Origin of the sequence: Streptomyces sp. HUAS YS2 (assembly GCF_033343995.1) — a bacterium.
GTDB lineage: Bacteria > Actinomycetota > Actinomycetes > Streptomycetales > Streptomycetaceae > Streptomyces > Streptomyces solicathayae.
Window position 1 is genome coordinate 274,682 of sequence record NZ_CP137573.1, and the last position, 24,134, is coordinate 298,815.

25 protein-coding genes are annotated in these 24,134 nt (G+C 72.7%); 12 read left to right on the plus strand and 13 right to left on the minus strand.

All coding sequences use genetic code 11. The features are described from left to right. Positions 1–208 precede the first annotated feature (208 nt). Positions 209–682: a MarR family transcriptional regulator gene (locus R2D22_RS01300; protein WP_318100309.1), complete on the minus strand. Its 474-nt coding sequence runs from the start codon at positions 680–682 to the stop codon at positions 209–211. After that, on the minus strand, positions 679–1,161 hold the full coding sequence (locus R2D22_RS01305; protein ID WP_318100311.1) for a MarR family winged helix-turn-helix transcriptional regulator: 483 nt from the start codon (positions 1,159–1,161) through the stop codon (positions 679–681). The genes R2D22_RS01300 and R2D22_RS01305 overlap by 4 nt, the downstream gene beginning before the upstream one ends. A gap of 179 nt (positions 1,162–1,340) precedes the next feature. Here R2D22_RS01305 and R2D22_RS01310 point away from each other — a divergent pair, with 179 nt between their 5' ends. After that, positions 1,341–2,039 (plus strand): lysophospholipid acyltransferase family protein, encoded by a 699-nt coding sequence (locus tag R2D22_RS01310; RefSeq protein ID WP_318100313.1) that lies wholly within the window; start codon positions 1,341–1,343, stop codon positions 2,037–2,039. Here R2D22_RS01310 and R2D22_RS01315 read toward each other — a convergent pair. After that, on the minus strand, positions 2,030–2,404 hold the full coding sequence (locus tag R2D22_RS01315; protein ID WP_318100315.1) for a VOC family protein: 375 nt from the start codon (positions 2,402–2,404) through the stop codon (positions 2,030–2,032). The genes R2D22_RS01310 and R2D22_RS01315 overlap by 10 nt on opposite strands. Before the next feature lie 312 nt (positions 2,405–2,716). Here R2D22_RS01315 and R2D22_RS01320 point away from each other — a divergent pair, with 312 nt between their 5' ends. Then, entirely contained in the window at positions 2,717–4,291 is a 1,575-nt protein-coding gene (locus tag R2D22_RS01320; protein WP_318100318.1) for a phosphodiester glycosidase family protein, read from the plus strand. Between the two features lie 58 nt (positions 4,292–4,349). Here R2D22_RS01320 and R2D22_RS01325 read toward each other — a convergent pair whose 3' ends face one another. From R2D22_RS01325 to R2D22_RS01340, 4 genes are all read right to left on the minus strand, one after another. Beyond that, positions 4,350–5,249, minus strand: a complete 900-nt coding sequence (locus R2D22_RS01325) for a hypothetical protein (RefSeq protein WP_318100320.1) — start codon at positions 5,247–5,249, stop codon at positions 4,350–4,352. A 32-nt stretch (positions 5,250–5,281) separates the two neighbouring features. Then, on the minus strand, positions 5,282–6,478 hold the full coding sequence (locus R2D22_RS01330) for a DUF2306 domain-containing protein (protein WP_318100323.1): 1,197 nt from the start codon (positions 6,476–6,478) through the stop codon (positions 5,282–5,284). Positions 6,479–6,589: 111 nt separating this feature from the next. Further along, positions 6,590–7,105 (minus strand): PadR family transcriptional regulator, encoded by a 516-nt coding sequence (locus R2D22_RS01335; protein WP_318100326.1) that lies wholly within the window; start codon positions 7,103–7,105, stop codon positions 6,590–6,592. Positions 7,106–7,144: 39 nt separating this feature from the next. Next, positions 7,145–7,420 carry an isoamylase early set domain-containing protein gene (locus R2D22_RS01340; RefSeq protein WP_318100327.1) on the minus strand — a complete coding sequence of 92 codons (276 nt, stop codon included), beginning with the start codon at positions 7,418–7,420 and terminating at the stop codon, positions 7,145–7,147. A 464-nt stretch (positions 7,421–7,884) separates the two neighbouring features. Here R2D22_RS01340 and R2D22_RS01345 point away from each other — a divergent pair, with 464 nt between their 5' ends. Next, positions 7,885–8,523, plus strand: a complete 639-nt coding sequence (locus R2D22_RS01345; RefSeq protein ID WP_475638832.1) for a DUF2867 domain-containing protein — start codon at positions 7,885–7,887, stop codon at positions 8,521–8,523. On the opposite strand, the gene R2D22_RS01350 is transcribed toward R2D22_RS01345, so the two are convergent. Continuing rightward, on the minus strand, positions 8,518–9,192 hold the full coding sequence (locus R2D22_RS01350) for a LamG domain-containing protein (RefSeq protein ID WP_318100331.1): 675 nt from the start codon (positions 9,190–9,192) through the stop codon (positions 8,518–8,520). The genes R2D22_RS01345 and R2D22_RS01350 overlap by 6 nt on opposite strands. A gap of 141 nt (positions 9,193–9,333) precedes the next feature. Next, complete coding sequence (locus tag R2D22_RS01355; protein ID WP_318100333.1) at positions 9,334–10,821, minus strand: amidase; 1,488 nt, start codon at positions 10,819–10,821, stop codon at positions 9,334–9,336. A 145-nt stretch (positions 10,822–10,966) separates the two neighbouring features. Between R2D22_RS01355 and R2D22_RS01360 the strand changes: the two genes are divergently transcribed. Then, positions 10,967–11,530, plus strand: a complete 564-nt coding sequence (locus tag R2D22_RS01360) for a TetR/AcrR family transcriptional regulator (protein WP_318100335.1) — start codon at positions 10,967–10,969, stop codon at positions 11,528–11,530. Positions 11,531–11,543: 13 nt separating this feature from the next. On the opposite strand, the gene R2D22_RS01365 is transcribed toward R2D22_RS01360, so the two are convergent. Next, positions 11,544–12,488 carry a hypothetical protein gene (locus R2D22_RS01365; RefSeq protein WP_318100337.1) on the minus strand — a complete coding sequence of 315 codons (945 nt, stop codon included), beginning with the start codon at positions 12,486–12,488 and terminating at the stop codon, positions 11,544–11,546. 202 nt (positions 12,489–12,690) lie between these two features. On the opposite strand from R2D22_RS01365, the gene R2D22_RS01370 reads away from it, so the two are divergent. Continuing rightward, positions 12,691–14,679 carry a SpoIIE family protein phosphatase gene (locus R2D22_RS01370; protein WP_318100339.1) on the plus strand — a complete coding sequence of 663 codons (1,989 nt, stop codon included), beginning with the start codon at positions 12,691–12,693 and terminating at the stop codon, positions 14,677–14,679. Between the two features lies 1 nt (position 14,680). Here R2D22_RS01370 and R2D22_RS01375 read toward each other — a convergent pair whose 3' ends face one another. After that, positions 14,681–15,646 (minus strand): ArsR/SmtB family transcription factor, encoded by a 966-nt coding sequence (locus R2D22_RS01375; RefSeq protein WP_318109539.1) that lies wholly within the window; start codon positions 15,644–15,646, stop codon positions 14,681–14,683. Positions 15,647–15,738: 92 nt separating this feature from the next. On the opposite strand from R2D22_RS01375, the gene R2D22_RS01380 reads away from it, so the two are divergent. From R2D22_RS01380 to R2D22_RS01395, 4 genes are all read left to right on the plus strand, one after another. Next, the gene (locus R2D22_RS01380; RefSeq protein ID WP_318100341.1) at positions 15,739–16,809 is read left to right on the plus strand and encodes an alpha/beta hydrolase family protein; all 1,071 of its coding nucleotides are present in this window, start codon (positions 15,739–15,741) and stop codon (positions 16,807–16,809) included. Positions 16,810–16,937: 128 nt separating this feature from the next. Beyond that, complete coding sequence (locus tag R2D22_RS01385; RefSeq protein ID WP_318100343.1) at positions 16,938–17,291, plus strand: hypothetical protein; 354 nt, start codon at positions 16,938–16,940, stop codon at positions 17,289–17,291. Positions 17,292–17,331: 40 nt separating this feature from the next. Beyond that, positions 17,332–17,733, plus strand: coding sequence for a hypothetical protein (locus R2D22_RS01390; protein WP_318100345.1), 402 nt, complete (start codon positions 17,332–17,334; stop codon positions 17,731–17,733). A 47-nt stretch (positions 17,734–17,780) separates the two neighbouring features. Further along, on the plus strand, positions 17,781–18,077 hold the full coding sequence (locus tag R2D22_RS01395; RefSeq protein WP_318100347.1) for a hypothetical protein: 297 nt from the start codon (positions 17,781–17,783) through the stop codon (positions 18,075–18,077). A gap of 329 nt (positions 18,078–18,406) precedes the next feature. Here R2D22_RS01395 and R2D22_RS01400 read toward each other — a convergent pair whose 3' ends face one another. Continuing rightward, positions 18,407–19,147, minus strand: a complete 741-nt coding sequence (locus R2D22_RS01400; RefSeq protein ID WP_318100349.1) for a helix-turn-helix transcriptional regulator — start codon at positions 19,145–19,147, stop codon at positions 18,407–18,409. 151 nt (positions 19,148–19,298) lie between these two features. Beyond that, positions 19,299–20,321 carry a LacI family DNA-binding transcriptional regulator gene (locus R2D22_RS01405; RefSeq protein ID WP_318100351.1) on the minus strand — a complete coding sequence of 341 codons (1,023 nt, stop codon included), beginning with the start codon at positions 20,319–20,321 and terminating at the stop codon, positions 19,299–19,301. 308 nt (positions 20,322–20,629) lie between these two features. Between R2D22_RS01405 and R2D22_RS01410 the strand changes: the two genes are divergently transcribed. The 3 genes from R2D22_RS01410 to R2D22_RS01420 all read left to right on the plus strand — a co-directional run bounded on the left by R2D22_RS01410 (position 20,630) and on the right by R2D22_RS01420 (position 24,024). Continuing rightward, positions 20,630–21,976: an ABC transporter substrate-binding protein gene (locus R2D22_RS01410; protein ID WP_318100353.1), complete on the plus strand. Its 1,347-nt coding sequence runs from the start codon at positions 20,630–20,632 to the stop codon at positions 21,974–21,976. A 114-nt stretch (positions 21,977–22,090) separates the two neighbouring features. Further along, the gene (locus tag R2D22_RS01415; protein WP_318100356.1) at positions 22,091–23,137 is read left to right on the plus strand and encodes a carbohydrate ABC transporter permease; all 1,047 of its coding nucleotides are present in this window, start codon (positions 22,091–22,093) and stop codon (positions 23,135–23,137) included. Further along, complete coding sequence (locus R2D22_RS01420; RefSeq protein ID WP_318100358.1) at positions 23,134–24,024, plus strand: carbohydrate ABC transporter permease; 891 nt, start codon at positions 23,134–23,136, stop codon at positions 24,022–24,024. Before R2D22_RS01415 ends, R2D22_RS01420 begins: the two co-directional genes overlap by 4 nt. Positions 24,025–24,134: the final 110 nt, after the last annotated feature.

Sequence of the window (24,134 nt, forward strand, 5' to 3'; positions counted from 1 at the left end):
AGGGCGATCGGTGGTGCTGTGGCTCATCGGTCTGCGGGGCCGCTCCGGGTGGAAGAACGCATGGGCACATCTTGGGCGGTGCAGGAAGCTTTCACCTAATGCAGGGCCCACGCGCTCGACCTTGGCGGTTTCACCCCCGGCCATGACCGGGTTCCTTCCGCTCCTGCGCGGCCCCGCTCCGATTCGATCCGGCCGGCGTCCCCGCACGTCAGCCGGCGGCCGCTTCGGCGTTCGCGCGCTGGGTGATGAGAGTCAGCACGCGGCCCGCGACCGCGAGGTCCTCGGCCGGGATGTCGGCGTAGAGCCGTGCGGAGATCTTGGCGCTCTCGGCGGAGGTGCGCTCGTACAGGTCCCGTCCTGCATCAGTGAGCCGGACGCGGGTCGCGTCCGCCGGGTCCGCCTCCAGCACCTGGGTGGCCGTCAGTTCCTCGATGACGCCGCGTATGACCGCATCGGATTCCTTCAGGGAGCCGGTGACGTCGCCGACGAGCGCGTCGACGCCGATGGACTCGCCCGCGACCGCGACGGCCCGGAGCGTCACACTCTGGTGGAAGGTGACGCCGTAGCGGGTCAGCACGTCCTCCAGGAGGCCACGGCCGGCGTAGTGGGCGAGGGCGAGGACCCGGGCGTTGAGCGACGGCGCGGTGGCGTTGGCAGCGGCGGAGTTGATGGTGGTGGTCATGACTGCTCCTTCTCGTTCTCGGCGTGTGGATCAAGAGGCGCGTCGAGCAGGATCGCCAGCTCGCGGGTGAACTGCCGTGTGCGCGGGCTGCCCTGACCGCCGAGCGGCTCCAGCAGCTGGTCCAGCAGACCCTGGACCAGCGTGATGGCGCGGCCGGTGACGTCGGCGCCCTGCCCGGTGAGCGACAGCTGCATGGCGCGCGGGTCCTCCGGGTCCCGGGTGCGGGCGACGAGCCCGCCGGCCTCCAGGGCGCGGGCGAGCTTGGAGACGTACAACGGCTCCAGCCCGGTCTGGTCGGCGAGCGCGCGCTGGCTGGGCCGCAGCCCGGAGCGCCGCATGCCGTACAGCGACGCCAGCAGCGCGTACTGCGCATGGGTCAGGCCCAGGGGTCCGACCGCCCGGTCGACGGCGACCCGCCATTTCATCGACAGACGCCAGACCAGGAACCCGGCCGTGGCGCGCTCAGTAGCTGAACTCACGAGAGATACAGTACATGGCTATTATGTACATGGCTACTATTTCCTGGGGACGACGGGCAGTGAGGCCCGGGACCAACCGACGCCGTACTCACGTGAGTTGAGTAGCCGCGCGCAGGCGGGGGCCAGGCCGGGAGGCCGACGATGAGGGCAGCTTCCGTACCAGCCAGGAAAGGCCTCACGTGCTCAGTCGCCTCGCCGCCGCCCTCGTTCCCGTCGTGGGTCGGCTGACCGTCACCGCCGACATCCCGAGGCTGCCCGAGGGTGGCGCCGTGATCGTCGCGAACCACACCAGCCTCGCCGATCCGGCCGTGGTGCTCGCGGCGCTGCGCCGCATGGGCATCGAGCCTGTCGTCCTGTGCACCGCCGGTCTGTGGCGCGTCCCGCTGCTGGGCCGCGCCCTGACCCGCGAGGGGTACGTCCCCGTGCACCGGGGCACGGCCCACGCCGCCGACGCGCTGCGCGGGGCGGAGGCCGCTCTGCGCGCCGGCCGCCACGTCCTGGTGTACGGAGAGGGCCGCATCCCCGACCGCCCGGACTCGGCGGACGCCCCTCCGGAGCGGTTCCGCAGCGGGCCCGCCCGGTTGGCGGCCGCCGCCGGGGCCCCGCTGGTGCCGCTGGGGCAGGCCGGTGCTCGTCGCATCACGTCGGGAAGCACCGCCAAGCAGCTCGCCGGACTGCTGACCGCCCCGCTGCGCCGCCCTCGGCTGCACGTCCACATCGGGGCGCCGGCTCGGCTGCCCGTGGACACCGTCGCGGCGACCGACGTGTCCCGACGTGCCGTCACCGCGGCGTGGAGCACCGCGGCTCGGCGCCGCACGGCCACCCGGCCGGGCACGCGCGCGGCGTGCCCGGCCGAAAGCCCGACGGTCTACAGGTAGGGACGGGTGAGCAGCTCGATGGCGTGGCCGGAGGGGTCCTTGAAGTAGACCCCGCGACCCCCGTGTTCGTCGTTGATCTCACCGGGGCGGCGCATCTGCGGATCGGCCCAGTGCTCGACCCCGCCCTCGCGGAGCCGCTGGTACGCGCGGTCGAACAGCTCGTCGTCGACGAGGAACGCGTAGTGCTGCATCTGGACGTCCACCGGAGGCTCGGCGAACTGGAGCAGTACGCCGTCGGTGAGCTGGATGTTGGTGAAGGGGCCCCAGGACGGCGCTTCGGCGATCTCGAGAAGGTCGCGGAAGAAACGCGCGGACTCGTTGCGGTCCTTGGAGGCGATGATGGTGTGGTTGAACGTTGCTGGCATGCGGCTTTCCTCATTGTCGGCTCGTCACGGATGAAAGAGATTTCGTCGTGTACGAGCCCGGGGAGGTCCGCGTGTCCGACAGTCGGGGTGCTTCGTGCGCACCCGTCGTGCGATCAGCCCTCCACCGGATAGCCGTTCTGGGAGTGGCGCGAGGCCGGTCCGGTGTTCACATCCGGGACCCTACCCCGGCCGACCCCCGGTCGACAACGCGCAGCCTTCCACAGGGCAGCCTCGTCTGTTGTACTCCGAGTCATCTCCCGTAAACGGAACGCGTCTTGCCTTGGCTCACGTACCGACGACGGAAGGACGCTCATGCAGCGCAGGTCCCTCTCACTCATGGTCGCGGCCGCCACTGTGCTCGGGGCCGCCACGGCCGCGCCCGCGCCTCTCGCGGAGGCCGCGCCGACGCGCTCCTCGGCGGCGACGACCACCGGGACCACCACCGTGGCGCCCGGGGTGACACTCACCACGATGGCCCTCGGCGGCCAGGACGCCGACGACCGGTGGACCGTGCACGTCAACCTGCCGGTCGACCCCGCCGGTCCGCTCGCGACGGCGGCCATGGCGCTCGGTCCGCGGGCCACCGCCGACCGTGTCGCCGCGGCTCTGCGCGACAGCGGGTTCGCGCCGCGGGTCGAGGAGGTCCGGATCCCGGCGTACGCCGACCGGCGCGCCGGAACGCTCGGCTGGACGGTACGGATCGGCCGGTACGCCGACGCCGCCGACGCCACGGCCCTCCTGGCTCGCGTCAAGGCATCGGGATTCGCCGGCGGCACCCGCTACACGGCCCAGGACGGCACCGACTCCCGGGCCCCGCAGAAACTGCACGTCCTGCGGCTGGACTTCCGCACCTTCGACGGCACCCTCGAGACGAACTACGGCCCCGCGCTGAACGGTACGGAGAAGCTGACCGATCTGGTCGCGGGGACGGGTGCGCTCGCCGGCGTCAACGCCCAGTGGTTCTACAACAGCGCCCCGGGCGGCCTGTACGTGAAGGACGGCCGACTGCTCGGCTCCGCCACCCAGGGACGCGCGGGTCTGAAGCTGACGCGCGGCGGGCGCTCCGCCGGCATCGACACGTACACGGCGCACGTGACGCTCCGGGCCGGGACGGACAGCGTCGAGATCGACGGGGTGAACCGTGTGCCCGGCGAGATCTGGAACTGCGGCGGGGTCGGCGGCGACCTGCCGACCCAGAAGCCGCAGCACGACCTGAAGTGCACGGACAGCAGTGAGCTGGTGCGGTTCACGCCGGAGTGGGGCCGGACGCCCACGGGCGCGGGCACGGAGGCCGTGCTGGACGCGAACGGACTGGTGACCGCGGTCAACACCTCGCGCGGCGCGGGCGTTCCGGCCGGCGGGTCGACCGTTCAGGCGATCGGAGAGAGCGCCGACTGGCTGCTGCGGCACGCCGCGGTCGGCACGAAGCTCACCTTCGACGAGCGGGTCCTGGACGGCAGGGGCCGCAGGGTCCGGCTCACCCCGGACACGACGATCCTGCAGGTCGGCCCCACCCTGGTCCGGGACGGCAAGGTGTCGGTCAACGCCCGGCGGGACGGCATCATCCGCGAGGGGGCGGACCAGACCTTCACGTACAACTGGACCGTGCGGGCCAACCCGCGCTCGATGATCGGCGTGGACGACCGGGGCCGACTGCTCGTGGTCGTGGTCGACGGCCGCCAGGCGGGCTACAGCGAGGGTCTGAGCATCGCGGACGCCGCCCGGCTGATGCGGCGGCTGGGCGCGCGCGAGGCGATGAACCTCGACGGCGGCGGCTCCAGCGTGATGGCCACGGCCGCCTCGGGCATCGTCAACCGCCCCTCGGACGCGACGGGTCAGCGCTCGCTGGGCAACGTCCTGCTGGTCCGCCCGCGACCGGCTTCCTGACCGCGGCGGGCCCCGTGCGCCGGTACCGCGCGCGGGGGCGCCGCGGCGCGGAATCGGTTCAGACCCCTGCCCGGCGGGAGCGGCGGATCCGTTCGCCGATGAGGCCGGTGGACAGCAGGCCGGCCAGCAGGGACACGAGGGAGACGCCCGGTCCCGACGTCCAGTCGACGTCCGCCGCGTGGACGGCGAGGACGACGGCCGCGGCGACCGCCACCCCGGGGACGGCGATGAGCGCGGGCCGGACGCGGGCGAGGTCGTCCTCGGCGAGCGAGCCGAGGACGCCGACACCGAGGGCGAGGGCCCAGACACCGAGGCCCTGGGCGTCGGCGCGGCCGACGTTCCACGGGACGAAGTCCGACCAGTAGTCCGGCAGCAGGGCGAGTCCGGCGCCGATGCCGAGCCAGCCGGCGCCGAGCACGGCCAGGAACGGTTTCGTCCAGCCGGGCATCGGAGTCTCCGGGGCGGGTCGCGGCGCGGCCCGCCTGCGGTACTGCGCGAGGACGCAGCCCACGGCCGCGAGGGCGAGCGCCCCGAGCACGGCCACCCAGCCCAGGCTGAACAGGACGAGGAACAGCGGCCCGCCCTCGGCCGCCTGGAGCTCGCCGCCGTTGAGGACGCTCACGGTGAACAGGCCCACGAGGACGACGACCGTGGGGAGGACGAGGGTACGAACGTCTTCCCAGGCCCGTGCCCGGCCGACTGCGAACAGTCCGGGCGCCACCCCGACCATGGCCGCACCGACGAGCCCCGGGGTCAGCGCCTCCGGAGAGGTCCAGGCTCCGATCGCGTGCCCCGCGAGGCTGCCGATCGCCAGCAGGCCGCCGGTCAGGAGGGAGACGACCGCGACGACGGCGGACAACAGGGCTATTCCTGCCGTCAGTTCACGGCCACCGCCCTCGGCCGCGGCCGGCATCGGGCCGGGCTTCGGCGGCTCCGTCTCGTGTGTCTCGGTGCTCATCGTTCTCCGCTCCGTGTCGAGGTGTGTGCGGGTCAGATCCGGGCGAGGCCCGAGGTGGCGGTCTCGGAGGGCGGGGAGCCCGCCGCCAGGGCCTCCCTGCGGGCGACCTCGCGGGCGTACAGGACGCGCAGGCTGACGGCGGTGGTCGCGGCGAAGGCGAGCACTCCGGTGCCGATGCCGACGCCGGCCGAGAGCGCGGTCAGGCCGTCGAGGGCCATGAACCGCTCGAAGGACAGCGTCGCGGCCACCGAGAACGCCGGAGCCAGGCAGAGCGCGATCAGGTGCAGGCGCCACTCCTCGCGCGCCCACGGGCGGCCGCGCCGGCCCGCCAGCCTCTGACGGACCGCCATCACGACGTACGTCGCCGCGTACGGCAGCAGGAACGCGGCGAACAGCCGCCGCCCCTCGGCCCCGTACTCCCAGAACGCCCGGCCGATCCAGACGAGCGCCGCCACTCCCGCCAGGTGCGCGAGCGCGAGGACCGGCCAGGGTGCCCAGGTGGCGCGGGCCGCGTCGGACGGGTGCGAGGCACGCCGGTCCAGGGACCGCGAGGCGAGGAGCGCGCCGAAGACCACGACGGAGCCGAGGTGCATGATCGCGACCCGGTTGACCTCTTCCATCGACAGCCCGTCCGGCAGGATCCAGGGCAGCGCGCCCCACTCCAGGCGCAGCAGTGGTGCCGTCATCAGGTAGCCGTAGCAGAGCAGCATCCAGCGCTGGTGCACGTCGGGGAGGCGGCCGACGGCCGCGAGCACGCCGAACGTGACGCTGAGCACGGTGCCCACGAGGATCGTGGCGAGGACGAGCCAGAAGGACGCGCCGTCGAAGGCGTCGCGCGGTGCGGTCCGGGCGAGGTAGACGGCCGCTCCCGCCATCGACACGTACACCGTGACCGCGTACGCGACGCCCACGGCGCGGTGCAGCCGGATGCGCCGGCGGACCGCCGACAGCAGTTGGACCGGACCGAGCAGCATCAGCGCGCCGCCCAGTACCGAGTGCACGATCAGCGGGACGAGGCTGCGCCGGTACGGCTCGATCCGCGTGGCCAGGGCCTCTGCCACGTACCCCGGAGACACCGCCTTGCCGAGCAGCCACTCGCCGAACGCGGGGGCGCCCGGCCGCGCGTAGGGCCACAGTTCGGTCATCGCGATCGGCGCGTACCCGAGGCAGATCGCCACCACGGTCACGGTGGCCACGCGCCCCCATGCGACCCGCTTGAGTCGGTCCACGCGAACTCCCCCGCTCCGCTCCACCTCAATAGTCCTTTCTGGACTATCGAGAAGGTAGGGGTGTCCGCCGTCAGGGTCAACCGGTCGGTAACAAAGTGGGGTTGCGGGTGCTCAGGCCTCGGTGCGCCGCGTCCACTGCCAGAAATCCACCATCATCCGCTCATAGCGGATGCCGAACTCCAGGGCCCCGCGCTGACCCTCGGTGAGCAGTTCGCCGACGCTCTCCGCCAGGCTCTCGTACTCTGCGAGGGTGCGGCGGTGTTCCTCGAGCTGGACGGGGGCGAGCCGCTCCGGGTCGGCGCCGAACCAGAGCTTGAGGATGCCGCGTTCACGGGCCTCTACCGGTACGAAGGACGCGTCGCCGAGCCAGGCCGTCAGCTCCGCCCGGCCGGCGTCGGTCAGTTTCATCAGCCGCCGGTTCCGCCCGCCGGCCTGGCGGGCCTCGGACAGCAGACCGGCCTCGACGAGCCGATCGCACTGCGCGTACACCTGGGCGTGCGGCATGGACCAGAACGGCGCCACGGTCCGGGCGGCCTCCACCTTCACGTCGTACGGGGTCGCCTCACCGAGCTTGTCGACGATGCCGAGGACGAGGTACGAGGGTGTGGTCAACCGGACTTCTGCCATGCGGCCGACCGTATCGCGCCCTCGCCCCGGCCCGGACGGTCAGGTGTTCACGCGGCTGTTCTGGCCGTCCTGTCCGTCCGCGGACTCCTCGTTGAACCAGTAGTCGCCGGCCGCGAGGTAGCGGAAGGCGTGGCTGCTCTTGCGCGGCAGCGCGACCGTCACGGCGCGGGTCTCGTCCTCCCGCGTGCGCAGCGGGTGGGCGTGCGGGTCCCAGCCGTTGAAGTCGCCGACGACGCTGACGGGGCCGGGCGGGGTGTCGGCGGGCAGGACGAAGGTGATCTCGGTCCGGTTCTTGCGCTGCTTGCGTTCGAGCATGGCGGGGTTCTCCTGTCGGCATGGGGGTCGGCGGGGAGCGTGGGGCCCATCCTGCTCCCGTACCCCCGCCGGTCCGGGCGCCGACACGACCGACTTGCCCGTGTGAGTGACGCGCCGGCGCCCTCTCCCCTGCCCGCCGGGCTCACGCCTTGAGCACGTGCCAGGGGCGGGTGGCCCGTTCGGCGGGTGTGCCGTCGAGGACGCGGGCGGTGCGGGAGCCCGGGACGCGATCACGAAGACGTCAACCCTCGATGACGACAAGCCCACCGATCGGGGGGCACCACTCGCGCCGGGTGCGACACCGGAAGCGGTACGGGCGGCGGAGTCCGCGAGCCGCTGGGCGACAAGTGAGCGGCGACGAGGCGGAGTTCGAGACTCACGCCACTACCGGAGCGGCGGGTGCCGTCGTTGATCGCGAAAGATCTGTACGGTACCGTATACACGACCTGTACGGCACCGTATAGATGAGAGGTCGGACCGTGTCACGACGCGCAGCGACCGACTACACCGAGCAGCCCTGGCGCATCCACGCGCTCACCCGCGACTTCACTGTCGAGGACGTCTGGGCCTTCCGCACCCCCGGAGCCGGGCCGGGCGACTTCCCGGCGATGCTCGCCGCCATGCGGGCGGCCGGCGGCCCGGCGACACAGACCCTGCCCGTGAGATTCCTGTTCGCCGTGCGCTGGAAGCTCGGCGCGCTCCTCGGCTGGGACAAGGCCGCGGCGGGAGTCGGCAGGCGGGTCGACTCGCTCCGGGACCGCCTGCCCGACGATCTGCGCGCCGCGCCCCGCGGCCCGGACGACGAGAACATGCCGCTCAAGGCGGTCTACGAGCTCGACTCGGAGGCCGCGCGCGAGCTCGCGAACAAGACCGTGCACACGGTGATGCACCTCGGCTGGGTCCGGGGCGCCGACGGCGATCACGAGCTGCGGATGGCCGTGCTCGTCAAGCCCAACGGCCGCTTCGGTCGGTACTACATGGCCGCGATCGCCCCGTTCCGCTACCTCGTCGTCTATCCGGCCCTGACCAGGCAGTGGGAGCGCGCCTGGCTGGAGCACGGCCGTCAGGCTCGCGGCGCGGCCGGTGGCCCGGGCCGCTCATGACGCCGACCTGAAGACGCGCAGATCACGCACCTCGTACGACATCTCGTCCGTCGCCGGGTCCGGGACCGGGTGGTACCGCCCGGCACAGACGGAGAGGTTGACGATCAGGTAGGCGTGCCAGGACCGCCCGACGCCCCGCCCGTCGGAGAAGACCTCGACGTCGTCGACCCACCACACCACCGAGCGGGCGCCGAGCTTGACGCGCAGGCGCACCCAGCCACCGGGCCGGATACCGGGCGCGCGGTGGTAGTGGTATCCGCCGCGCACCCGGTTCGACAGCTCCAGCAGATCGGGGTTGTCCGGGTGGTACTCGAAGACGTCGACCTCCTGGCCGCCGTCCCGCCAGGTCCAGATCGCCGGCCAGGCGCCGGTCTCCTCCGGGAGTCTCACCCGCGCCTCCAGGACGTCCCCCGCGCGGACCTCGAACCCCTCGGCGCTGCCCTCCGTCGTCAGCAGCCCGGTGTCCCAGAGTCCGTCGCCGCGCCGCGTCGCCCGGAACGTGCCCGCGCGGCTGTACGTGGGGTCCGCGACGAGGTGGTCCAGCTTGTCGTCCCCCGGGTTGACCGGCCCACCGTCGGGATAGGCCCAGGAGCGGCCCGCGACCCACTGTTCCGGAGATGCGAAGTCGGCGGTGAAGACCGGCTCGTCGGCTGGAGGCCATGAAGACATCGGGCGTCTCCCCTGCTGTGCGAGGTGCATGTGTGCGGACTGCGGGTGTGCAAATCGAGTCCAGACGTCTCTGCCCGCAGAACGCGCCGCTACACGGCAATCGTCACAACGTGTCGTGAAGTCGTCACGCAGGGTTGAAACTCATGGCTGGAGCGGGGGCTCCTCCTGAGCCCAGGGGCGTTCCGTCTCCAGTTGGGTGGCGAGGGAGAGGAGGCGGGCCTCGCCGCCGAGCGGCGCGACGAACTGGACGCCCAGGGGCAGGCCCTGAGGGGTGCGGTAGCCGGGGACGGACATGGCGGGGCGGCCGGTCATGTTGGCGAGCTGGGTGAACGGGACCGTGGCGAGGTTGGTGAGGATGACCTGCTTCCACAGGCCGGTCCTCGCGAGCTGCCCGACGAGCCCGAGCCTCATCACCACCTGGCCCGCCGCCTTCACGAAGGCGGGCGTGTCGAGGGCGCCGATGCGGACCGGCGGTTCGGCGAGCGTGGGGGTGAGGAGCAGGTCGTAGCGCTCGTGGAAGGCGGTCAACGCGCGGGAGTGCTCGTTGCGCCGGTGGTTGGCCAGGTGGTACTCCGGCGCCCGCATCGAACGGCCGACGGCGGCGAGCAGCAGGGTGTCGGTCTCGAAGTCCTTGGCCCGTGCGCCCGCCGTCCGGCGCAACTCGCCGACGGTGGCGGCCGTGCCGGCGTACCACGCGGTGAGGAAGTCGAGCGTGAGCGCCTCGCCGTCCACCTCCGGCTCCGCCGGTTCGACGTCGTGGCCGAGCTTGGTCAGGAGCGCGACCATGTCCTCTACGGCGGCCACGGCCTCGGGCGCCACCGGTGTGCCGATGGGCGAGCGGGTGGTGAATCCGACGCGGAGCCGGCCGGGCGGCCGCTGGGCCAGTTCCGCGTACGAGGCCTCGGGGCGGGCGGCGAGGTAGGGGCCGCCGAGGTCGTCGCCGGTGGTGAGTACGTCGAGCATCGCGGCGGTGTCCCGGACGGTGCGCGAGAGCACGCCGTCGGTGGCCAGGCCCTGTTCGTACTCGGCGTACGCCGGGCCGGCGGGCACGACGCCGCGCCCCGGCTTGAGCCCGAACAGGTGGCAGCACGCCGCGGGGATGCGGATCGAACCGCCGCCGTCGTTGCCGCCCGCCACCGGGACGATCCCGGCCGCCACGGCGGCGGCGGAGCCGCCGGACGAGCCGCCGGGGGTGTGGTCGAGGTGCCACGGGTTGCGGGTGGGGCCGTCGACCTCGGGCTCGGTGATCGACTTGAGCCCGAACTCGGGGGTGTTGGTCTTGCCGAAGACGACCAGGCCGGCGTCCAGCCAGCGCCGTACGGCCTCGCTGTGCCGGGCGGGTATGTGGCGGCGGGCGGCGCGCGATCCGCTGCCGGTGGGCACGCCGGCGTAGTCCTGGAGCAGGTCCTTGATCAGGAACGGGACACCGGCGAACGGGCCGCCGAGTTCGCCGCCCGCCTGCTCGCGGGCGAGTTCGTGCAGGGGCCGCACGATGGCGTTGAGACGTCCGTTCACTGCCTCCGCGCGCTCCACCGCGACGTCGAGCAGCTCCTGGGCCGACACCTCGCGCCGGGCGACCAGTTCGGCGAGCCCCACCGCGTCGAAGCGCCGGTACTCCTCGTAACGCATGGGGATCCCCAATCATCTAAAACTAGAGGGCGTAGTTTTGCGTTAGGCTAGCGACGGCCCGAGGGCCCGGACAAGAGCGATCGAGAACAGACCCAGAAACAGACCGAGCAACAGACCGAAAAAGCAGAACGAGAACAGGCATCCGGTGGCACGCCCCAGTACGCGACTGATCACCCGCGAGCGCATCATGACCACGGCGCTCCGGCTCGTCGACGAGCACGGCCCGGAGGCCCTCTCCGTCAGCCGCGTCGCGGCGGAACTCGGCGTGAAGGGACCCTCCCTCTACAACCACATCTCGGGACGTGGCGAACTGGTAGAAGGACTGCGGGAGTTGCTCACCGCCCGGATCGGCACGGGCCACGCCGAACTGCGGCCGTGGACGGTCGCGGCGGAGCGCTGGGCGCGCGCCTACCGCACGGTGTTCGCCGCCCATCCCCGCGTGGTGCCGCTGCTCACGGCCCAGCCGATCGGCTCGGCCGCGACGCTGGACGCGTACGAGCGCGCCTACGCCGTCCTGCGCGAGGCGGGCTGGCCGGATTCCGAAGTCCCGGCCGTCGTCCGGTCGATCGAGTACTTTGTGGTCGGTTCGGCGCTCGACCTGATCACCCTCGATCCCGAACAGGCGGAACTGGGCTTCGAGATCGGGCTGACCTCGTTGATCCGTGGTCTGGAGGAACGCCTCGCCGGGCACGTGGACGCCGACGACTGAGCAGAAGCCTCCTCTACGTGTGCGACGCCCCGTCCTCCAGCCGCTTCAGCGCCTGGGCCGCCTGGCCGGCCGCACGCTGCGCCGCCTTCGCCGCGCGTTCGGCCGCGCGGGCCTCGCCGGCGGTCCGCGTCGCCTCCGTACGGGCTTCGCGCTGCTCCTCGCGGGCCTCGCGCAGTTGTCCGTCGAGTGCGGTGACCCGGTCGGCCGCGGCAGTGGCACGGGCGTCGGCCTCGCGGTGCCGGGACTCGGCCTCGTGGAACTCCGCCTCGAGGCGGCGCGCCTCGGCCTCGGCGTCTCCCGCCGCCGCGCGGGCCTGCTCCAGACGCGCTTCGCGACGGGCGCGTGAGGCATCCGATGGTGTCGGCTCGGGCGGCGCCGACCGGGGCGTCGGCTTCGGTCGTTCCTTCGGCTCCGGTCGTTCCTTCGTTTTCGGCCCTTCCTTCGGGGCAGGGGCGGCCCGCGGCGGAACCGTGTCCGGCGTGATCGCGGTGAACCCGACCGTCGGCTCCGGCGACCGCACGAGCCTTCCCTGTACCCAGATCTCGGCGGCCTCGGGGTCGGCGAGGACGGTCCGCATGATGTGCCCGACCTCGTCCAGCGCCCGTCCACCGACGGGCTGCCCGGCCTGCTCCGCGAGCGCGGCCGCGTCGCGTACCAGTACGGCGATGACGTGGTTCTGCTGGCGGCTCAGCCCTCGCAGCTGGGCCGGGTCGAGGGTCCGGTGGGCCTCGCGGAGCGCCCGGCCGAGTGCCAGGAGCTGTTCCGCCTCGGCGGGCCGCGTCCGTACGAGCAGGTTCGAGGCCCACGCGGGCAGGGTCGGCCGGCGCAGGGCGGCGATCCGTCTGGCGCCGACGGAGTCCTTGGCCTGGCGGGCCTGCGCGACGTACGCGTCCCGGGCGGCGGTGAAGTCCGACGGCTTCAGCCGGTACAGATCATCGATGACCTCGTCGACATCCACTCCCCCACTCTCCTGCCCAGGGCCGCACCTCGCCCGTCCGGTCGCACGGACGCCGCGTCCCTGTGCGCCGTTCGATGGATTTCGGCCGGGGCGGAGGCGGGGGTGCGGCGGGTGCGGGGCAGGCGTCGGGTGGAGTGCCGCGCGTGCGGAGGGCGGTCGGTGACGTGGCGGGTGGTGCCGGGGTGACGACGGCGGTCGGGCGGTGAGTACGGAGTCCGGGCTCGATCCCGCCGTGTTCGACGACACGGTCGCGGCGGTCGCGCTGCTCGCCGGGCCCGGGGACCGGTTGATCTACACGAACTCGGCGTTCACCCGGATGTTCGGCCCGCGGCCCATCGGCGCGCCGGTGCTCGAGGCGTTCCCGGATCCCGACGCATGGCGGTTCCTCTCCGTCGTGGCGGACGTACGGGCCACCGGGCACGCCCGGCAGGTCGCCGGGGCGCGCGAGCCGGATCCGGGGGCCGCGGAGCAGGCCCGGTACTTCGTGTACTCGTGCAGTCCCGTCGTCACCCGGGAGGGCGCGGGGTTCCTGCTCGTGGCGATGGACACCAGCGCCGAGACGTGCACGCTCCAGCGGTACGAGGCGCTGGTCTCGGCCGTGTCGCAGATGGTCTGGGTGATGCGCACCGACGGAACGATGGAGGAACTCGTCCCCGGCTGGGAGAAGCTCACCGGAATCCCCTGGCGCCCGCACGCCGACGAGGGCTGGTACACGCACATCCACCCGCGCGACCGCGAGCGGCTGAGGGCGGCCTGGCAGGCCGCCGCCGTGGACGGCCCGCCCGATGTCTTCCAGTGCACCTTCCGCGTGCGCGCGGCGGACGGCTCGTACCGGCACATGGCCACGCGCGGGGTGCCCGTGCTGCGTGACGGCCGGGTCGCGGAGTGGATCGCGGCGACCGCGGACATCGAGGACACCTGGGGCGCCCGGTTGCGCGAGCGGCTGCTCGCGCAGGTGGCGGCCGTGTCCGGGCCGAGTCTGGACGAGGCGTTCGCCGAGGTGGTGAAGGTCGTCGTGCCCGAACTCACCGACGCCTGCCTGATCCTGCTGCTGTCCAGCGAGGAGTGGCCGCTGCCCGAGCGCGCCCGGGTCACCGCGCGCCGGGTCGCCTCCGCGACCCGGCCCGGTCTGCCCGCACCGCCGGCGCTGCGCGGGCAGCGGGTGACGTTGTCCGCCGCCGTACGGGACATCCTGGAGAGCCGTACGCCGCACACGTTCCAGTTCCCCGCGGGCGGTCCGGTCCCGCCGGACCTCGTCCCGGTGGTGACCGAGCGGTGGCTCGTCGCGTCGGGGGCGACGAGTCTGACGCTGATCCCCCTGGTCGTCGATGACATCGTGCTCGGATACGCCGCCACCAGCAGCAACGGCGACACGCCCGTTCCGGGGGCCGCCGAGACCGAGTTGCTGCGGGACGTGCTGCGGCACGCGCAGCGGCCGATCCGCCAGGCCCTCGACCTCCAGCAGGCCCGCCGCACCGCGCTCGGACTGCAGCGCGCCCACCTCACCTGCCCGCCCACCGTCCCGGGGGCGGATCTGACCGCCTGCTACGCGCCGGCCAGTTCCGCGGACGAGATCGGCGGCGACTGGTACGACGCGTACCCACTCCCCGACGGCACGCTGGCCCTCGACATCGGTGACGTCGCCGGCCACGACCTGACCGCCGCCACCGCCATGGGGCAGATGCGCAGCATGCTGCGCGCGCTGGCCTACAGCGGCGGCCCGGGTTCGGGTCCGGCGCAGGTACTCGCCCGGCTGGACGAGGTCGCCGAGGGCCTGGACGCGGCGCCGTTCACCACCGCCGTGCACGCCCGCCTGAACCGGCGGGACGACGGCCGATGGCTGCTGGTCTGGTCGAACGCCGGTCACCCGCCGCCGCTGCTGATTCCCGCGCACGGCGACCCGTATTTCCTCACCGGCTCGGGCGAGGATCCGCCGTTGTGCGTCGTCCCCGGCTTCGCCCGTACCGCCCACACGCATCTGCTGGAGCCGGGCGACGCTCTCCTGCTCCACACCGACGGACTCATCGAGACGCCGATCGCCTCGCTCGACGACGGGCAACGTCGCCTGGCCGCGCAGGCGGCACGCCACCGCGGTGAACCCCTGCCCGAACTCCTGGAACGTCTCCAGGAGATCTCGGACCACCGCGACGACACCGCCATGATCGTCTTCCGCGCTCGACGAAGCCGGTGAACTACGGCGGGCCGCCGCCCGCGAACAGTGTGCCCAGTGCCGTGCGCCGGTGGGTGACCGAGCGGCCCGTGCGGGTCGTCGTCGCCAGGCCCGCCGATCTGAGCGCCGTCGCGGTGGACGAGGCCGTCGCGTCGCTGACGTCGAGGGCGCGGGCCAGCGATGTCGTGGTGTGGGGCTCGGCGAGGAGACGCAGGGCGTCGAGCCGGGTGCGACCGAGGACGGCGGCCAGCGCCTCCGCGGTATCGGCCGGGCGCCCCGCGGCGGGCGGCAGCCCGGGGCCGGCCGGGTACGTCAGTACTGCGGGACGGCCCGGAACGTCCTGGAGAAGCGGGCCCGCCGGGTGGTGGAAGGTCGGCAGCAGTATCAGGCCGCGCCCGTCGAGATGGACGTCGCGGGCCGGAGCCACTCCGGGCCATTCCCAGACCCCGTCGTGGAGGCGGGTGCCCGGGGCCAGGCCGGTCAGCGTGGCAGCCACGCCGTGCTCGGCCACGCCCAGGGCGTAGCGGGTGAACTCGTCACGGTGGAGATCCTGCACGACGGACCAGACCGGGGCGAGGACCGCCTCGTACGCGGCCTGCTGAGCGCGGCGCAGGGTGCGCCAGGACGCCTCGTCGCCCGCGTGCAGGCCGCGGATCCAGCGGGGCGGGAGCACTGCCCCATGGACCCGCTCCAGTTCGGAGCGGACGATGCCGGGGTCGGTGGTGCGGATCTGTTCGAATCCGTCGGACAGGGTGTCGCCGAGAACGTCGAGGAAGGACGGCGGCCGGCCCGCCGGAACCAGGTCGGCGAGCGGGTCGGCCGCGGCCGGAAGCGAGCGCAGCACGCGGCCGCGCCACGTCGCGAGCAGCGGAACGCCCCGCGGCGCCACGGCCGTCGCCAGGGCGGCATGCAGTTCCTGGAGCGGCGCCGGGCGGGGTACGAAGCGGATCCGCGCGAAGTCCTCCGCGGTGAAACGGATGCGCAGCACCGCCACGACTCACAACTCCCCACCCCGGGCCACCCTTTCGACCAGGGCCTAAAGCTTCGCTCCGTGACGGCCCCCGCCCCGACGATGTTCGCATGCCTACTCGACGAACCCTTCTGAAGGGCACCCTGTTCGGGAGTGCCGCCGCCCTGCTGCCCACGCCCGCGTCCGCCTCCGACGGCGGCCCGCTCCTCTGCCTGCCGGCGCCCTCGGGCCCGTACCCCGTCGGCCTGCGGAAGGTCCATCTGACGGACCCGTCCCGTCCCGATCCGTGGGTGGGCGGCGTGCGGGAGTTGATGCTGACCGTCCTTTACCCGGCTCGATCGGTGCGCGGCTTCTCCCGGGCGCCGCAGCTCACCCCGGGCGAGGCCAAGGAGTTCGCCGACCTCGCTCCGCTCATGCGCCAGGGGCTGCCCGAGCCGGGTGCCGTGGACTGGGGGGCGGTCCTCACCCACGGGCACGTGGGAGCACCGCCGTTGCCCGGGCGGCGACCGGTGCTCGTGTACTCACCGGGTGGCGGCGACTCCCGCACGCTCGGCACCAGTCTCGCCGAGGATCTGGCGAGCCACGGCCGGGTGGTCGTGCTCGTCGACCATCCCGGTGACGCCTCGCAGGTGGAGCTGCCGACCGGGATGCGGACGACCGTCCTGTTCGGGCCGCCGGACCCGGCGACCTTCCGCACGATGGTGGACACGCGGATCGCGGACCTGCGCTTCGTCCTGGACCGGCTGAGCGGCCTCCCGCTCGCCCCGGTCATGGACCTGGGGCGGATCGGGCTGTACGGACACTCCGCAGGGGGAACGGCGGTGGTGTACGCGGCCCGGGGCGACCGCCGGGTCGACGCCGTGGCGAACCTGGAGGGCTATCTCGACCTGTACCCGGCCACCGGCCTCGGCCGACCGCTGCTGCTGTGCCGCACCGACGGATTCGAGGGCGCCCCGCGCATCGAGTCCTCCTGGGCCGACCTGCCCGGCAGCCGCGCGCTCCTCACCGACGCGAACCACTGGTCGTTCACCGACCTCGGCCCGCTCGTCGCCCAGCTCCGGACCCACGGTCTCGTGACAGCGACCGCACGGACCGCGCTCATCGGCGACGGGGACCCGGCGGTGACGCTCGCCGCGGTACGGCGCCGGGTCGGGACCTTCTTCGCCCGGCATCTCTCGTAGGCCACGGCCACGGCCACCCGGGGAGCGGGGCCGCGAAACCGCGTGGCCATGGGGCCGGGGCGCCGGTAATGTCGCCGCTTCCGGCCGGCCGCACCACGTGGCCGGCCCCGACCCGAGAGCGATGCGCGATGACCGGCCTGCGACCGACGACGACGCTGTGGCGCCCCACCGGCCCAGAGGAGCTGAGGCTCGTCGAGGAGCTGGACTGGCGTGCCTGGCCTCCGCGGCTGCCGGAGCAGCCGATCTTCTACCCGGTGCTGAACGAGGACTACGCGATCAGGATCGCGCGGGACTGGAACGTGAAGCACAGCGGAGTGGGCTTCGTGACCCGGTTCGAGGTCGAGACGGAGTTCCTGAGCCGGTACCCCGTCCAGCAGGCCGGCGGACAGACGATCCTGGAGCTGTGGGTACCGGCCGATGAGCTGGACCTGTTCAACGCCCATATCGTGGGGAAGATCGAGGTCGTGCGCGAATTCCGCTGAGCGCGGGCCTCCGGCGGATCGTACGAAGCAAGGAGCAACTGTGGATGAGGACACCTGGCTGGAGCGGCACGGCCTGCACCCCGAGGGACCGGCCCTCGACGAGGTGCGTGCGCTGCTGTCCGAGCAGACCGGTCGGGAGCGGCAGTCGCAGGGGCTCGGCAACACGATCCTGATGAGGCTGTGCTGCGTGCAGCTGTTCAACGGTGCGGCGCTCGACGACGTCCTGCTGATCTGGCGCGCTAAGACCGCGAGCTGGGACGCGAGCATCTCGATCGACGTCCAGCTGCTGTGCGGCGCCGGGCTCGCCGCGAGCAAGGAGTACCTGGCCGGTCTGCGGACCGAGGAGGCCGAGGCGGCCCTGCGGAGAATCGTCGCCGCCGAACAGGGCGGCGAATTCGAGGACTTCACCCCGGCCGCGTGGTCCGCCGCGGACTACATGTGAGGCCTGCGGCTGTGCGTAACCGTGCTCCGGGACCGGGCGCCGCGTCGGTGGCCGAGCTTCAGATCGACCATCTGCGGGGCGTCGAGGACGGCGAGGCGCGCGTCGTCGTGCGCTGTCTCCGAGGGCCGGTCCGGCGCGGCGCGCGCTTCGTCCGCATCGTGGGGCTGTCGGCGCCGGTCGACCTGGAGCTGACCGGGATCCTTCTCTACGGGCGCCCGTCCGACGAACTCCCCACCGCGTACACGGCGCTCGTCACCCTCAGCGGGACCGGCACGCACCTGCTCGCGGCCGGGGACAGGGCCAACGGATGGCAGATCCTGCAAGGTGCCGACGCTGCGGTCTGACGGCACAGCACGTTGAGGAGGCTTGCACGACGCCCGTGAGCGCGGGCCGAGCAGGTGGCCGCGAACGGCAGGCCGGCGGCCGGCGTCGGATACGGGACGCAGGCGGCGAGGCTCCCGGACCGACACCTCTCTCGCCGAGTTTGACGGTCGGGCCCGTCCGTGCCCCCGCCCCACCTCTGACCGGCGGATCTTCCCCTTTAGGCCCATGGTCCGGCGCCCGGCGATGGTTCATGCTGAGGACGGCTCGGGGGAGCGGGGAATTCCTCTTGTGCCGGTCCGGCACGGGGGGCCGGACCGGCACAGAGATGCTCTCCGCGGTGTCCGGCCGGTCAGAGTGCCCAGGCGCGGGCCAGGGCGACCCGGTTGGCGCAGCCGGACTTCCGGCGGACCGCCGCGAGATGCTTCTTCACGGTCCCGGTGTCGACCACCATGCGACGGGCGATCTGCTCGTCCGTCAGCCCTTCGGCGAGCAGCGTCACCGCCTCCGTCTCGCGCGGCGTGAGCAGGTCGGCCCAGCGCGGGCGGGCCGCGAGCAGGCCCGCCGCGACGCGGGCGACCGCCGGACCGAGCAGGCCCAGAAGGGCGACCTCGCGCGGACCGAAAGCACGCTCGCTCGGGTCGAAGAGGGCGATCCCCAGCTGCGCACCGCCGTCGGGCGCCGACCAGGACTTGGCCATCACCGCGCCGATGCCGTACGGCCGCAGGAAGTCGTCCACGAACGGCCGCCGTTCCTCGTCGACGAGGTGGGCGACGTCGAGCAGGGTCAGCGGCGGAGCGGGGACGTCGCGCCGTGCGGCGGCGCCCGCGGCGACGGCGATGGGGTCGAGGCGGTGGAACCGCTCGCGGTACGGCTCCATGGCGGGCACGGCGATGCCGGACGACTGGGCCGAGGTGTCCTGGAAGAGCCGGGGCCGGGTGTCACCGGTCAGGACGGCGGCGTGGCGGAAGTCCAGGCGGGCCGCGAGCGACTCGGTGAGCAGCCCACCGAGCTCCGGCAGCGTGCGCGCGGAGTGGATGTCGGCGACGACGGCGAGGAGCCGTTCGACGTCCGGCAGGGGCAGCTGATCCACGCGGTCCTCCAGGGACTGGCCTGCGGGGGGTACCTCCGCGCGTGATCGTACGGTGACCTCCGGTACGGCGCCTCCCCTGCCTCCGGTTCTGCCGCTCCCGGACCGGGACGGCGCCTTCAGGTGGTGTGGCCGGGCGGTCCGGATCCGAGCGTCAGCTCGAGGCCCGGACAACCAGCTCCGTCGGCAGCACCCGTCGCGGCTGCTCCGTGCCCGCCTCCGCGATCTCCCGGAGCAGCAGCCGTGCCATGGTGCGGCCCATCTCCTCGATGGGCTGGCGGACGCTGGTGAGAGGCGGGTCCATCAGGCGGGCCACCGCCGAGTCGTCGACGCCCACGAGGGCCACGTCCTCGGGGACCCGGCGGCCCGCCTCGCGCAGGGCGGCGCGCGCCCCGGCCGCCATCACGTCCGAGGCGGCGAAGACCGCGTCCAGGTCCGGGCGTCGGTCGAGGAGTTCGCGCATCGCGCGCCGGCCCCCCTCCTCGGTGAAGTCCCCGGTGGCCACCAGGGCGTCGTCGGCGGCGAGCCCGGCAGCGGCGAGCCCGGCGCGGTATCCGTCGAGCCGGGCGCGGGCGACGTACATGTCCAACGGGCCGGTGATGGTGGCGATGGCGCGGCGTCCCCGGCCGGCGAGGTGGTCGGTGGCGGCCCGGCCGGCTCCGGTGTTGTCGGAGTCGACGTACGTGACGGCCTCGTCCTCCGACCGGCGGCCGTTGAGCACGACCGGCAGGCCCAGTTCGCGTACGAGATCGGGCAGCGGGTCGTCGGCGTGCACCGAGGCCAGCAGGACGCCGTCCACCCGCTGGGCCGCCACGTACTGCTCGAATCGCCGCCGCTCCTGCTCGGAGCGGACCAGGGTGAGCAGCAACTGCTTGTCCGCCTCGGCGAGTTCGGCGCTCACGCCGCGGATGATGTCCAGGAAGTACGGTTCGGCGAAGAGTCTTGCCTCGGTCTCGGGGATCACCAGCGCGATGGCGTCGGTGCGGCTGCCGGCCAGGGCGCGCGCCGCCTGGTTGGGGACGTAGCCGAGCTCGGCGATGGCGCGGTCGACGGCCTCTCTGGCCTGGTCGCTGACCCGGGGCGAGCCGTTGATGACCCGGGACACGGTGCCCCGCCCGACCCCGGCCCGGGCCGCGACCTCTTCCAGGGTGGGCCTGCCGCTCTGCCGTCCGCTCAAGGCTCTCGCTCTCCCCTCGTCGTACGTCCTCCGTCGCGCACCTCGTGCTCCGCGCCGGTCAGAGAACCATAGAACCCGACGAGCAGTGGGAGCGCTCCCACACTAATCCATTCCACGGCGCGGAACCACGCCGAAGCGTTCAAGGAATGACGGGTCGACACCAAGGGGCGACCACAAGAGCACGCGCCAAGGCCCCTCGTAACGAATGCGCGTTCACGTCTTGACACCCGCACGCGGCAAGCAGCAACCTTCCGGCAAGCCCCGTGGGAGCGCTCCCATGCACACCGCCCCTGGACGAGGAGAGTGGAATGCGCACTTCCAGCAGCAGACGCGGACGGCCCCGCACCGCCGCCGCGACGATCAGCACTGCAACCGCCATCGCCGTCGGAGCCGTCCTGCTCACCGGCTGCGGCAGCGGTGACGACGACAAGGCCGCCGGCGACGGGAAGATCACGCTGCGGGTCGGGACCTTCGGCTCGTTCGGGTACGACGACAAGACCGGCGCCAAGCTCTACGCCGAGTACGAGAAGCTGCACCCGAACATCGAGATCGTCGAGTCCAACGTCGCCGACGGACAGAAGTACTGGGACACGCTGAAGCTGCGCCTCTCCCGCAACAGCGGCCTCGCCGACATCCAGGCCCTCGAGGTCGGCTACATCGCCGAGGCCACCGGCCCCGCACTGGCCGGCAAGTGGGTCGACCTGGGCAAGGCCGGCGGCGCGGACCTGGGCGCGTTCCTCGACTGGAAGGTCAAGCAGGCCACGACGGCCGACGGCAAGGTCATCGGCCTCGGCACGGACATCGGCCCGATGGCGATCTGCTACAACAAGGACCTCTTCGCCCAGGCGAAGCTGCCGACCGACCGGGCCGAGGTGGCGAAGCTCTGGGCGGGCGACTGGGCCAGGTTCGTCGAGGCGGGCCGGACGTACAAGAAGAACGCCCCGGCGGGCACCGCGTTCCACGACTCCGCGAGCGGGCTGTTCAACGCGGTGCTCGCGGGCAACGCCGTCCAGTACGCGGACGCGAGCGGCAAGCTCGACTGGGAGAACAGCCCCGGCGTGAAGCAGGCCTGGGACACCGCGGTCGCCGCCGCACAGGGCGGACTGACCGCGAAGCTGCGCCAGTTCGACGAGAAGGGCACCTGGAACGCCGCGTTCAAGAACTCGAGGTTCGCCACCGTCGCCTGCCCCAGCTGGATGACCGGCATCATCAAGGACCAGGCCGGCCCGGGCAACCAGGGGAAGTGGGACATCGCCGCGCCGCCGGTGGCCGGGAACTGGGGCGGCTCGTTCCTCGCCGTCCCCAAGTCCGGGAAGCACACCAAGGAGGCGGCGGAGCTGGCCGCCTGGCTGACCGCACCCGCCCAGCACGCCAAGGTGTTCGGGGTGAACGGCAACATCCCGTCGACCAAGGACACCCTCGCCTCCTCGGTCGTCCAGGACACGAAGCTGCCGTACTTCGGCGACGCGCCCGTGGGCCGGATCTACTCGGAGGCCGCGGCGGGCATCAAGCCGGCGCCGATCAGCCGCTGGGACGGCCAGGTGAAGACCTTCCTCACCGACAACGGGATCCTCGACATCGAACAGCGCGGCACCGACCCGGCGAAGGCCTGGGAGAACGTCAGGAAGCTGGTCGAGGACAAGATCGACCAGTAGCGGGGGCGGCGCGCCCGGTCCTCCACCGCCCACCTCCCCGGGGCCGGACGGCGGACCGGCGCGCCGCCCGGGCCACCCGCACGCACCGAGCAACGACCTGGAAGGACGCCCCTCGTGGCCACCTCCGTCACGGCGGCGGCCGGCGACTCCCCGCCGCCGCGCGACGCCGCACACCCCTCCGACCCGGCCCCTCCCGACCCCGCCCGACCCGACCCGACCGATGCCGGCCGCCCGTCACGTGCCGCGGCCCGGCGCAGCCGCCTCTACCGCTGGGACCTGAAGGCGACGCCGTACGCCTTCGTCGCCCCGTTCTTCCTCACCTTCGCGGCCTTCGGGCTCTTCCCGCTGATCTACACCGGCTGGCTCTCCCTGCACCGGGTGGAGCTCGGCGGCTCGGCCGAGTGGAAGGGGCTGGAGAACTACACCGATCTCGCGGGCAGCGAGTTCTTCTGGAACGCGCTCGCCAACACGTTCACCATCGGCGTCCTGTCCACGGTCCCGCAGCTCCTGATGGCCCTGGGCCTGGCCCATCTGCTCAACTACCGGCTGCGCGGCCGGGGGTTCTTCCGTGTGGCGGTGCTCGCCCCGTACGCGACCTCGATCGCGGCGGCGACCCTGGTCTTCGCGCAGCTCTTCAACACCGACTACGGGATGATCAACACGTTCCTGGACTGGGCCGGCGTCGGGAAGGTCGACTGGGAGGCCTCCAAGTGGCCGGCCCAGATCGCGATCTCGGTCATCGTCACCTGGCGCTGGACCGGGTACAACGCACTCATCTACCTGGCCGCGATGCAGGCGGTGCCGCAGGACCTGTATGAGGCGGCAGCGCTCGACGGGGCTTCGCGGTGGCGGCAGTTCGTCAGCGTCACCGTGCCCTCCATCCGGCCGACGATCCTGTTCACGGTCGTCGTCTCCACGATCGGCGCCACCCAGCTGTTCGGCGAGCCGATGCTGTACGGCGGGAGCGTGGGGATCAGCGGCGGCAGCGGCAACCAGTTCCAGACGCTGAGCCTGCTGATGTACGAGAAGGGGTGGATCACCGGCGCGCTGGGCCAGGCGTCCGCCGTCGCATGGGTCATGCTGCTGCTCCTGCTGCTGATCGGAGCGGTCCGGACCCTCGTCGCCCGCACACATCGCAAGAATCCGGGGGCCGGAGCATGAAGCGCGCACACACCACCGACGCGACCGGGCCGAAGAGGCGTCTCGGACGCCCCGCCGCGGGCCGTCAGCACCACGCCGGGCCGCTGACCTACCTGCTGCTCGGCCTCGCCGCCCTGGTGTCCCTCTTCCCGCTGTACTGGAACCTCGTCGCCGCCTCGCACACCGGCGAGCGCGTGGTCGAGGCACCGGCCCCGCTGCTGCCCGGACCACGGCTGTTCGAGAACCTGTCCTTCGCCTGGAACCAGGTCGACATGGGCGAGGCGCTGATCAACACCACCGTGGTCGCCGGCCTGGTGGCGCTGTCCACCGTGGTGTTCTCCACGCTGGCCGGCTTCGCCTTCGCCAAGCTGCCGTTCAGGGGCCGCGGCGCGCTGCTGTCCCTGGTCGTGGCGACCATGACGATCCCGCCGCAGCTCAGCGTCATCCCGCTGTACCAGATCATCACGGACCTCGGCTGGGTCGACCAGTTGCAGTCGGTGGTCCTGCCCTCGCTGGTCGCCGCGTTCGGCGTGTTCTTCATGCGCCAGTTCCTCGTCGAGGCGCTGCCGGTGGAACTCGTCGAAGCGGCCCGGATGGACGGGGCACACAGCCTGCGCGTCGTGTGGCACGTGGTGTTCCCGGTGGCGCGGCCGGCGATGGCGGTCCTCGGGATGCTGGTGTTCGTGCAGTCCTGGAACGACTTCTTCTGGCCGTTCATCGCGCTCACCCCGGACGGCAGCCCGACGCTCCAGGTGGCGCTTGCGGGCCTCGGCGCGGGCAACCACAGCGTCGACCAGGCCGTGGTCCTGACCGGCGCGCTGATATCCACACTGCCGCTGCTGCTGGTGTTCGCCGTGCTCGGCAAGCACATCGTCGGCGGCATCACGGCCGGCGCGGTCAAGAACTGACCGGCGGGCGCGGTCATGAAGGCGCGGTCATGAACCGACTGGCCGCCCTCTCCGCCGTCCCGCCCCTTCCGTACCCCTCTCGTACCGAACCTTCTCCGCGTTGGGAGCGC